Genomic DNA, 11,154 nt, shown 5'->3' on the forward strand with positions numbered 1-11,154 from the left:
GTATAACCATCGTTAAAGAGCTAATGACAGTAGAGAATGACGCTTTTTCTATGTTAAAAGACATTTATGCTGGGGGATAATGATGATCAAATATCCGAGGTTTGAAGAAGGAGCAACGATAGGCGTAACGGCACCATCGCATGGGGTTTCTGCTTCTATGCATGATTCGTTTAAGCTGGCTTGCAGTCGTATGGAGACGAAAGGATATTCAATCATTTGCGGGGAGACAGTTTGGACGCAAAATAAAGCCAAATCATCGCCTGCCAAAAAACGTGCGGACGAGTTTAATGAAATGATGAGCAGCGATCACATTGATATCGTCATTCCTCCATGGGGAGGTGAGCTGTTGATTGAGATGCTTGAATATATTGATTTCAACCGCTTAAATGATAAATGGATAATGGGCTATTCAGATATAAGCGTGCTGCTGTTTGCTACTACGTTAAAGACAGGCATAGCGACTGCACATGGTGCTAATTTATTTGATCTAAGAGGCGAATATTCGGATGAGACGACAGCCATGTGGCAACCGGTTTTATCAACTAAGGCGGGAGAAGTTATCATTCAATACTCGTCTAACAACTATCAAAAAGAATGGCAGCACGATAATCCAACCCCTTATGTATTTCATTTGAACGAGCCTACATACTGGAAATCGACCTCCAACCAACAAGTGAAGACCGAGGGGCGTATACTTGGAGGCTGTATTGATGTGATCAGACATTTAGTCGGCACACCTTATGGTGATGTATCCGCTTTTCGAGAGCAGTTTATTGATGGTGAGCCTATTTTGTGGTACCTCGAAAACTGTGAGTTATCGACCGTAGATTTACGAAGATCACTGGTTCAAATGAAGCTGGCAGGCTGGTTTGAGCAAAGCCCATGCATTTTGTTCGGACGGAGTCCAGCAAATCAATCCGTAGATGGTTATACCGTTGAAGATGTGTATCAAGAGTTCGCAGAAGAGCTTCAAATTCCGATCATTTATGATGTGGATTGCGGGCATGTCCCTCCACAAATCACGCTCATAAACGGTGCTTATGCCGAAGTGGAAGTTGATGAGGGTAAAGGTATAGTCAAGCAGTATTTTAAATAGTGGCAAAGGTCAAAAGAATACTATTTGAAATATAGTGCTGATCCTAGAATTAAGAGAACGTAACAGTAGTACTTACAGTAGTGGGGAGTCCGTCTTTCGAAAGCAATGACCTGGAGCTATTTGCGATCGGGAGGACGGATTGGTTTAAAAAAGTAAGCGTTTACACATAATCGATTGGCATGATGAAAATTCACAAGCAAGGATGGGTGATCAGGTTGGAAAATACGACAAGCAAACAAGACCTTCATCAACATTATATTGCAAATGCGAATAAAGCGCTTCAAGAAAATGTAAAAAAGATTGATACAACATATCGGCTTCATTATCATATGATGCCGCCAGCAGGCTGGATGAATGACCCGAATGGCATGATTTATTTTGAAGGACATTATCATCTGTTTTATCAGCATGATCCCTATCAATCGAAGCAAGGTCCGATGCACTGGGGACATGCTAGAAGCAAGGATTTAGTTCACTGGGAGAATCTGCCTGTTGCGATAGCACCCTCCGAGGATTATGACAAAGCGGAGTTTGGCGGACAGGGCTGTTGGTCAGGAAGCGCAGTAGATAACAACGGCGTTTTAACGTTAATTTATACGGGACATGTTGATGGCAAAACACCGGAAGAGGTTCAAGCTTTAGCAACAAGCACCGACGGTGTGACGTTCCACAAGTATGCTGCTAATCCGGTGATCGGTGATTCACCTGACGCGCAGCGGTTCGGATTCCGTGATCCGAAGGTGTGGAAGCATGAAGATAAATGGCATATGGTCGTTGGTTACGGCAAAGACGGACTTGGCAAAGGGTTAATTTATACGTCGAGCGATCTGCTGAGCTGGGAATATCAAGGTGCTGCGACGCAGAGTGATGGTACGATTGGTGATATGTGGGAATGTCCAGATCTATTCCCGCTTGGACAAGGCAATCAGCATACGCTGCTCATCTCCCCGATGAATATTGCACCTATCAAAAACCTGTATTTGTCAGGGACGTTCGATTACGCAAGCTGCCGCTTTGAGAAGCAGCAGATGGGACAAATCGATTATGGCTTTGACTTTTATGCGCCGCAAACGCTGCTTGATGACCAAGGCAGAAGAATTATGATCGCATGGATGAACATTTGGGGAGCGACGATGCCAGAGCAAGCGCATGGCTGGCTTGGCGGAATGACGCTGCCGCGCGAATTGACGTTAGCACCTGATGGTACGGTACGAAGCAATCCAGTGCCGGAGCTTTCCGTGCTGCGTGGACAACAGGTTTCGGTGTCTGATCTAGCTCTATCAAGCAACGAATTTGTCAAAATAGACGGCGTCCGTGGAGACTCTCTTGAAATGGATATTGTATTTGATCTGGCTGGAACGGAAGCAACAACAGTAGGTATTCGTGTACGCAGCTCCGAGGATGGGACTGCCTATACAGAAATTAGCTATTCCATAAGCGAACAAAAGATTTATATGGATCGCAATCTTGGCGGTGAAGGCGATGGTGGAGTTAGCGAGGCGCCGCTTCAGTTGTCTACAGACGGGAGTTTGCAGCTAAGACTGTTTCTAGATCGCTCCTCTATTGAATTGTTTGCAGGTGAGGGCAGAGTCGCCATGACCAATCGGGTTTATCCGAGACCTGAAGATACAGGTATCAGCTTCTTTGCTCGCGGCGGAGACGCGCTTCTTCAGACCGTAAATGCTTGGCAGCTGCGCTCGATTTGGTCATGAATGTTGATAATGTTGATACCGTAATTGTCTGAGGATTGTATGTTGTTGCGCGTGACGAGTTGTTGATGGATTTTACAACTCGCTTAAATGATTTGGTAGATAAGTTGCGGGCAATTGGTTCGTGATTTTGTCTGCAATCTTCCAAAGGGCTGTTCCAAGCGTAGATTTATCTACGCCTGGGACAGCCCTACTTTATTTTGATGGAATTTAGGCAAAACGATGAGCTCCCCTTATCCAATACACGGCTTACGAACCTAGAAACTCTTATCTAAACCAATCAGAATGGATTAACATTGTAACGAACTCTAGAATCGTTATTTCGAGAAAAGCAGCTAAAGACACCTTAAAAATCATGCTTTAGCGTTAATTGTCCACAGAAAATAAAGTATTAGACTGAGAAAATAAAGCTTTAGACTTGGGGTGCTTCATTACGCTAACTGGCAGTTATCCGCAACATTAAATATATTCATAACGTCCCTATACTAACAGTTAATAATATAAGAAGGTTAGGTGGATAGAATTAAGAAGATATTTCAAGTTTTTATTTTTAGTTTGATGATTGCTCTGCTTGTCTCCTGCTCTACATCCCAAGCTTTACCCAATGCTACGGCTATCTCTTTGAAACAATCCTTAAGTTTGGATAACTTCAATAAGTTTCAGACTTTATTCAGTGAAGGAAAGTGGTCAACTGCTACGAAGGAATTATTTGAGAAACTTAAGGAGATCGATTCAGCAGGCGCAAATTTCAAAAGCTATACTGTCATCACACTAGATAATGGTGAGATGTTACTTGTTAATTTAACCCCAGATGAGGAACAAGCTATCCAGAGCATAACTATTATTCCTAAAGAGTATAAAGTTCTTTTTACCGAATAGATGTTGATTACGCTAACGGGAAACTATAGCGTAACAAACAACAGGACGAACCTGCCGATATTGAACGTCAGCCTCGTTGAGCAAACGGGCAGGATGTTTCCATAATATTTCACTAATTTATAACGTATTGCCGACATTTAATTGTCACAGGAGGGTGTTAGACGAAATGACAGAATATAAACTATTTCTTTTGGACTTGGATGAATTTAGAAAATCAATTGAGGAAGCAAAGAAAAAGTACAACTTTTAAAAATAAACATTGATGAACGAACTGAAAATGATGCAGCTGGCGAATACATACCTTTTCAGAATGGGAACGGTCAGGTTATCATCTTTACTAAAGGCGTGTTTAAACTATGGGGGGAATACTATAGCGACTCAGAGACTATTTCTCCAAGTAAGGTTGCAACATTTGTATTAATGCACGAGATTGGACATTTTGAGGATGAAAATAGTATTAAATTTAAAGCCCGTCTTAAAGAGTTAAAAGAAAGCGAGAAATTAAGTGGATATTATAAATTAAAATTGCATAGCGAGCTTATAGCAGACACAAATGCACAAGATAATGAGCTGAGGGAACTTTTTAAACTAAGTGAAACGGACATGGAGGAATACAAACTTTATCACGCACAGAACATGAAAACTATCTCTCGACGTATTCTAGGTAGCGATGAGTTTAAAGGGAAAAAGGAAATTCCCGAAATAGTAGCAATTGATAAGGCTGCAAATACCTCAAAGCCACTTGAGGCATTGCTTGGTGATTACGACAGTAAATTTGTCTAGTTGTGACTCATTCATTAAACACAAACTCGACCGGATTCTTGTTAAGCTAACGGGAGACAATAGTTCAACTTTTCTGCAAGGGAGGTATATATGGGAACCAATCGTTCAGTCAATGCCCTTGTTCAATGGGACAAAGACCCAAGCAAATATCCATGTAACATCAGGTTGCCGGATTTAATCGTGCATTACGGAAGCATTGAGGGGAAAAGATTAACCGGTGAAGCATGGACCGTGCCTGTAAGAATTACAGGTTATATTGAAGGCACATATGATACATATGCGGATGTACGATTTTTAGTGGATGAAGCACCTTGGCATTTACTTGTTAGCGGATACGAGTTTAAATTATGGGCTGGCAGAGAGATTGCTACTGTTAAAGTTCTATAGTTTGCAATATGAAGTTAAGTTATAGTAAGAACGATAGCACCATGACATGACGGCAACCGGCCACACGATCGGTTGCCTTTGTTCGTTGAAGTAACGGGCAGAATAGTTCCATTAAGTGGTATTCTAAGATAAGGGATTTGAACAGGGGGGCAATGTTGAGGGAAATAAAGCATCCAGTTAAGAGTCCATCAAGGATTGGAGCCATTATAGGCATGATTGCTATTATATCGAGTCAATCTATTCTTGTATTGAAAATATGGGATCAGAGAGGTATATTCTACGCTTCGTTAACGGTGATTCTTCTATGTTTAGTTGTACTGTTACTCGCATTGTACAGAACATTTTTTAAGAAACCAACCGTGTTATGCCTATCCAATGAGCAAATCATATTAAATGGGAATATAATTAATTCAAGGGATATTAAAGTGATAATGACCATGGGGTACTTTAAACCTGTTATTGGGATATTACCTTACAGCAGGAAGATCGTCCCATTGGATATGGCATTTAGGTATTCAAAGGATGAAGATAGAGGCATCTCGGATTTAAAGAGCTGGGCAAAAATAAACAATGTAAAGATAGTTAATAAATCGTTTCAAACGTGGATATAAGTGTATTCAAAAGCACTATTCGGTACGGTCATTATCTTATTCAGAGGATGTGCTTAACCAGGATGACATGCTTGTTCGTTACGCTAACGGGAAACGATAGTTCAATAATAATGCCCCTCATTGCGAAGGCCTTCGTATATGACTGGGAATAATATTGGGGGCGTGGAAGTGAGCGATGATCTAGTAAAAAAAAGAGTAGTTCAGATCCTCAATGACATGCTTAATGGGAAGATAAATATTATATTTGGATGCCTTGAACTGGATGGGTTATGGCATCAAGGCCATACCTTTATTGGAATAGATTTTGGAGAGCATTATCACAATTTGGCTCATATACCCTTACCTGCGCAATATCATTTGTGGAATCAAGAAGCGTTAAAGGAACGCATAAAAGAACTAGATGCATACAAGCCAAATATCTTATATTCAGCGAGATTATTGTTAGACGAAATGAATATAGAACGTCGTTAAGCTAAAGGGAAACGACAGTAGATTGCAATTCGGAAATCCCTCATTTATTTATTTATTTATTGATGTAACAGGTATTTTTCATGCGGAACTTTTTTGGCGTTCACCTGAATTGAGAAAGCGAATCTGTTTAAGTAAGCTAACGAAACACAATAGAAATGCTGAAGGGCTGCCCCATGGCGGCCCTTCGCTATGCTTAAAAAGGGCAGTATTGTTTAACAAATATGAAGTCCCAACATTTTTGAGGGGCAAGTGTATACATAAAGGAAGCTCATTCGTTATATAGCATGAAGGGAGGTTCAAGGTGGACAATGAGCTGATGTATCGACTTTTAAATCTGAAAATGAAACAAATCCAGCGATATTTGATCCGTCTAGGAGCCGACCGAGACGTCGCTGAGGATATCGTTCAGGAAACCATTTACAAAGGGCTGTTATACATAGATTCCATTCATGAGGACAAATTTTCGGCATGGATGTTCAAAGTTGCCCTAAATCATTATTACGATCTGTGCCGAAAGAAAAAACGGATGGAAATTCCGATTGAGGATGTCGCAGCTGAAGGAAATGAAGCCCCGGAAGAACTTTTCCTCCAAAAGGAAAGACGGGAAGAGATCGAACGCATATTGGAAGATCTAACCCCCATCTATAAGCAGTTACTGATCATGAAATATGAATTGGATTTGAGCTATCAAGAAATATCCGGTTTGCTAGGTATACGCATGGAAATGGTAAAAACATATTTGTATCGAGCTAGAAAACAATTTCAAAAAAAATATGGAGGCCTGCATGATGAATGATAGAGAATTTAACCCAGATGAAGATGGAGGATTATCAAAACTGATAAAAAAAGCTAAGCGAAGATCGATGTGGCGGATCGTGGGGGTATCTCTGGGTATTTCCCTACTCGTTCTGGCTTGTGGGTATCTTGTAAACCTGCATCTGCTATATAAAAAAGCGGACCATGCTCTGCGTGATATTTCGATGTTCAAAGAAATTAGTGGTCCGAATCAGTACGGAGCAGGCTACCGACAAAACTTCGGTTTTCTTGAGGGGGCTCTAGAATTTCAGACATATAAGCTAGTAGAGGGTATTCCCGTTGTTTGGAATAAAGAAACCTATGAGTTCAATGCAGTGGGTAACTTTTCCAGGTCTCTTGGAGACTATTCTTCTCTATCGCTTCCTGACTTCTCCATGAGCAATGAAAAGTTTGACTATCTAAGACCTTACAATCCTTACAATGGTGAAAGAGAGATGTTGTTTTACCTTCCTGATGTCTCTTACCCGAAGGTTCTGAATGAAACCTCGCAGCTTGATGACATGGATAGCAGTAAATTGGTCGAGCTCGGAATCTCATTTAATACAAACTATACCGTGGAGCAGATCAATGAGATGTTGCCGCCAAGTATACATCCCGTGTGGTATTGGGTGGACACCTATTCAAATAAAAAGCCATACCTAGCTAAGAAAATGCCTGACGGTACTATTGATAATCCGTCGCCCGACCCGGCACGAAGAGTGTATGGATTCGGAGTTCACCCCGATTACGAGGATGTAACCGAAAAAGATTTCCTATCAGCTGTACAGAACGGTATAAACGTCAAGGGGAAATACTATAGCGAATACAAACGCATCTTTGATTATTTGAGGCAAGAAAAAGAGAAACCGGCTCAAAGTGATGTCCGTATACTCGGCGTTGTCGTAACGGGAACAGTGGAACATTTAAAAGCACTAAAGGGGCAGAGATATGTGAAAGCAGCCGTATTGGGAGCAATTGTTGATAAATACTAAACATCAATACTTGCAGGAGACTTTTGAACTAACGGGTAACTATAGGTGAACAAATAAGGAGCAGTTTGCTACATGGCAGCTGCTTCATTTCTTTGTTAAGCTAACGGGCAGGCTAGCGTAAACAAAATGATCAAAAGTATTAACCATACGTAGTTAATTACATTTCGGGATTAGCGGAATGATTTTCGGCAGCTTCGTTTGGTTAACGGGGGTAGTTTAAGTAAATGTAAATATTTACTTGCGAACTAGTGTTCGGTACAATAAACTTGATTCCATTACAAAAAGGAGATGTTGGATATGTATAAACAAATTAAAGATTTTGCCGCAACTTGGCAGAATGAAACGGAAGCAACAATGCGGACACTGGAGATGCTGACCGACGAGTCTCTTGGCCAACAGATAACAAGCGATCATAGAACGCTTGGACGTGTTGCATGGCACCTKGTACAGACGTTGCACGAAATGCCATCTCGGACGGGACTGTCTTTCGAAGGACCGGGCGAAGATATGCCGGTGCCAGCTTCGGCAGCAGACATCGCGTCAGTCTATAAGAGGACCTCACAAGCGCTCCTTGATGCTATACAGTCCAGTTGGAAAGATGAGAATCTGCTTATCATGAGCGATATGTATGGTGATCAATGGCCAAACGGCTTAATGCTGGATATTCTCRTAAAGCATGAGATTCATCATCGTGGTCAGATGACAGTCCTGATGCGTCAGGCAGGCCTTCGTGTGCCGGATCTTTACGGCCCGACAAAAGAGCAGTGGGCCGAGTACGGAGCGCTACCTCCAGTAATTTAGAGTAAGATTATATCCGCTTTGGCCGTTTGGCTATAGTGGGATTTATAAGTATTTTATCATAGGATTGAAAGTGGTAGCTTGAATCATAGACAAGAGGATACCATCGGACTGAAACTGTTGATACTATTGAACAAACGGGGAACGATAGTTGAACGGAAAATGGAGCAGTTTGCCGGGGCATCTGCTCCATTTATTATTAAGCTAACGGGAAACGATAGTTAATAACACACTTGATGAGCAGGCGCTACGGTGGGCTGCTCTTTTTATTAAGCTAACGGGCAGTTTAGCGCAACTTAAGACTATATTAATCATATGAATTAGGTAGGAAAGTAAATGAGTTCCATAAAAGGGATGAAGCTAGTTGCAGACGAAAAGATGGATTGTATCAATCAGCTTGATTATTATCGTCATTGGCGCAATCTGGGTCATGTATGTGAAGCACCCCAGCACAATTGATGTAAAGCTGATTGGTGTTAAGTATCAGTTAGGTTACGAAGATGTAAAATCTGGGATAGAGCCTGCGACTGTTATAATTCAGGGCAAGGTGCATACGAGCTTGAAAAGAGAGCGAATATTTAAGGGTGTAGTACGAATTGTAGGTGAACAAATTCCAGTGCCTCAGGATCAGCGCAATATAGAAATTCATTTTTCTAGAGACGGCTGGGGCTCAATAGCCTATCCTTATTTTCTTTATGACGAACGGGGAACAACTGTAGGAGCTGAAATTTACCAGTCACATTCTATATTCGCGAACAAAGACTTTAGTCAAGTAACATTCCTTATAACAACGCCCAATCAACAGTCTGAATCCGAAGATGGAAATCTTCAGACCGTTTGGAACACTGAGAATGGAAAGATGCTATCTGCCCCCGCAACAACACGAGAAGAGGCCCTAGCCTTATCCAATAAGCTGATGCGTGAATATTTGAAACCTTATGGGAAGTCTTTACGATAACCTGTACATCACATAATTAAGCTAACGGGAAATGATTGTTCAATACACTACGTTAGCTGGTCTAATGCTCAGCTGCCGTTTCTAATTGAAATAACGAGCAGGAATATAAAGAATTGGAAACGAGTACATAATTCAGCATCAAAAATAGGTTGATTAACGTGATTTCAACAACCGAGGATTTTTGTAAGCATCATAAAACTAAAAGGAGTAGCTGTTACTATGAAGGATTTACATAATTTTGTTTCAGATTACACGAAAGATAAGAAACATTTGCATCTTGCGATCGGGATTATTAGAGAGGGCGGTATTGAATACTTTTCGTTCAGTAATAATCAAAAGAGAAGTACGATTCCTCCTGAGCATATGTTGTTTGAAATCGGCTCCATAACCAAAGTTTTCACATCCATTCTCTTATTAGAAATGGAACGGGAAAAACTGCTTTCCTCGGATGACATGGTTGGTAAGTTTGTGCCAAACGTTAAAAACGATTATTTGAATAAGATTACCTTGAAAAGCCTTGCTACTCATACCTCTGGTTTACCTAGATTGGCAACAAACCACAATCTGGCTAAAAAAAGATCGAATCCTTATTCAATGTATACCGAGCAAGATTTAACTGCTTTTCTATCTGATGCTGACTACACGGATAGTATTGGTTCATTTGGATATTCCAATATCGGTGTGGGCTTACTGGGGAATATTCTATGCAAGGTGTCAGGAAGCAAGTATGATGAACTGTTGAAAAAATACATAACGGGCCCATTAAAGATGAATGAGACAGCCGTTACACTTGATTCAGAACAGAATAGAAGGTTTTTGAATGGACATGCTTCAACTGGGAAGAGAGTCCCTCACTGGGATCTCTCTATACATGAAGGAGCTGGGGGGATTAAGTCATCGGTTAACGATTTAAGTTTATTTGTCCAAGCCAATCTAAATGATGATAATCCGATAGCCTCTACACTGCAAAAAAGTCATATCCCTATGTGGATCGGAAATTCAAACCGTTATTTTGGCTGGGGTGAGGATAAACTTCTAGATAAAGGTATCCTCTGGCATAACGGGGGTTCAGCTGGTTTTAACAGTTATCTAGCTTTCAACAAGGAACTCCGTGTAGGAATTGTATTGCTATCCAATTATTCTTGTTTCTCAAATTCTCTTATGGATTATTATGTTGCTCAATTAATAAAATGGATTACTAAAAAAGAGCCTTCTCAAGGAACTATGATAGACGTTACAGGGTTAAAAATATTTGAAGCCATCCTAAGTAGTGAAAAGTCATGAACTAACGGAGAACGTTAGTTGAAATAGCCGCGGCAGTCTAAGACTTTATTTATCTGGTCTTGGTTCGCCGCTGCTTTTGTTATGGGGTTAGTCTAAAACTTATTTTTTAACCCCTATTGTTTTACACGAAATCGTTTATTATGCGCGAATCTATCACAATAGTGACCATATAAATCAAAAAAAGAGAATTCCACCCCTTTTTAACATAAAAATCCCCTTTCTTTCATAGGTGCAATCCAACTACTATAGGTATGAGTTCGAATGGTAAAAAGTATCATTTTTTTGATATTAGTATCAAATTAGTCAGGATGACCACGCTCTTTGATATCAAAATAAGCTAAACCTTTACAGCATTTTCCCACACCTCTTTCATTGCGCAGCTCTTTTCTAG

General features: G+C 40.7%; 13 protein-coding genes. All 13 read left to right on the forward strand.

Annotation, left to right across the window (positions count from 1 at the left end; translation table 11 throughout):
* Nucleotides 1-82: 82 nt before the first annotated feature.
* Nucleotides 83-1,096, forward strand: a complete 1,014-nt coding sequence (locus AC1DSE_RS21130) for a S66 family peptidase (RefSeq protein WP_477511708.1) — start codon at nt 83-85, stop codon at nt 1,094-1,096.
* A 215-nt stretch (nt 1,097-1,311) separates the two neighbouring features.
* Complete coding sequence (locus AC1DSE_RS21135) at nt 1,312-2,808, forward strand: glycoside hydrolase family 32 protein (protein ID WP_477511703.1); 1,497 nt, start codon at nt 1,312-1,314, stop codon at nt 2,806-2,808.
* 510 nt (nt 2,809-3,318) lie between these two features.
* Nucleotides 3,319-3,684 carry a hypothetical protein gene (locus AC1DSE_RS21140; protein WP_477511704.1) on the forward strand — a complete coding sequence of 122 codons (366 nt, stop codon included), beginning with the start codon at nt 3,319-3,321 and terminating at the stop codon, nt 3,682-3,684.
* A 345-nt stretch (nt 3,685-4,029) separates the two neighbouring features.
* Nucleotides 4,030-4,467: a hypothetical protein gene (locus AC1DSE_RS21145; RefSeq protein ID WP_477511705.1), complete on the forward strand. Its 438-nt coding sequence runs from the start codon at nt 4,030-4,032 to the stop codon at nt 4,465-4,467.
* Nucleotides 4,468-4,557: 90 nt separating this feature from the next.
* Nucleotides 4,558-4,854: a hypothetical protein gene (locus AC1DSE_RS21150; RefSeq protein WP_477511706.1), complete on the forward strand. Its 297-nt coding sequence runs from the start codon at nt 4,558-4,560 to the stop codon at nt 4,852-4,854.
* 152 nt (nt 4,855-5,006) lie between these two features.
* A complete protein-coding gene (locus tag AC1DSE_RS21155; RefSeq protein ID WP_477528145.1) occupies nt 5,007-5,465 on the forward strand; it encodes a hypothetical protein in 459 nt (152 codons plus the stop codon).
* A 168-nt stretch (nt 5,466-5,633) separates the two neighbouring features.
* Nucleotides 5,634-5,936: a hypothetical protein gene (locus tag AC1DSE_RS21160; RefSeq protein WP_477513015.1), complete on the forward strand. Its 303-nt coding sequence runs from the start codon at nt 5,634-5,636 to the stop codon at nt 5,934-5,936.
* 301 nt (nt 5,937-6,237) lie between these two features.
* Nucleotides 6,238-6,732, forward strand: a complete 495-nt coding sequence (locus AC1DSE_RS21165; protein WP_477513014.1) for an RNA polymerase sigma factor — start codon at nt 6,238-6,240, stop codon at nt 6,730-6,732.
* Nucleotides 6,722-7,723: an anti sigma factor C-terminal domain-containing protein gene (locus AC1DSE_RS21170; protein WP_477513013.1), complete on the forward strand. Its 1,002-nt coding sequence runs from the start codon at nt 6,722-6,724 to the stop codon at nt 7,721-7,723. Before AC1DSE_RS21165 ends, AC1DSE_RS21170 begins: the two co-directional genes overlap by 11 nt.
* 297 nt (nt 7,724-8,020) lie before the next feature.
* A complete protein-coding gene (locus AC1DSE_RS21175) occupies nt 8,021-8,524 on the forward strand; it encodes a DinB family protein (RefSeq protein WP_477528146.1) in 504 nt (167 codons plus the stop codon).
* Between the two features lie 78 nt (nt 8,525-8,602).
* Complete coding sequence (locus tag AC1DSE_RS21180) at nt 8,603-8,746, forward strand: hypothetical protein (protein WP_477509322.1); 144 nt, start codon at nt 8,603-8,605, stop codon at nt 8,744-8,746.
* A gap of 139 nt (nt 8,747-8,885) precedes the next feature.
* Entirely contained in the window at nt 8,886-9,479 is a 594-nt protein-coding gene (locus tag AC1DSE_RS21185) for a hypothetical protein (protein WP_339209204.1), read from the forward strand.
* 219 nt (nt 9,480-9,698) lie between these two features.
* Nucleotides 9,699-10,763 (forward strand): serine hydrolase domain-containing protein, encoded by a 1,065-nt coding sequence (locus AC1DSE_RS21190; RefSeq protein ID WP_477528147.1) that lies wholly within the window; start codon nt 9,699-9,701, stop codon nt 10,761-10,763.
* Nucleotides 10,764-11,154: the final 391 nt, after the last annotated feature.

This window comes from Paenibacillus sp. 01L418, from assembly GCF_056400045.1.

What these genes read in the sequence shown, in the direction of transcription:
- AC1DSE_RS21130 (WP_477511708.1), top strand. Translation starts at nt 83, where the DNA reads ATGATCAAATATCCGAGGTTTGAAGAAGGAGCAACGATAGGCGTAACG.
- AC1DSE_RS21150 (WP_477511706.1), top strand. Translation starts at nt 4,558, where the DNA reads ATGGGAACCAATCGTTCAGTCAATGCCCTTGTTCAATGGGACAAAGAC.
- AC1DSE_RS21155 (WP_477528145.1), top strand. Translation starts at nt 5,007, where the DNA reads ATGTTGAGGGAAATAAAGCATCCAGTTAAGAGTCCATCAAGGATTGGA.
- AC1DSE_RS21170 (WP_477513013.1), top strand. Translation starts at nt 6,722, where the DNA reads ATGATGAATGATAGAGAATTTAACCCAGATGAAGATGGAGGATTATCA.
- AC1DSE_RS21190 (WP_477528147.1), top strand. Translation starts at nt 9,699, where the DNA reads ATGAAGGATTTACATAATTTTGTTTCAGATTACACGAAAGATAAGAAA.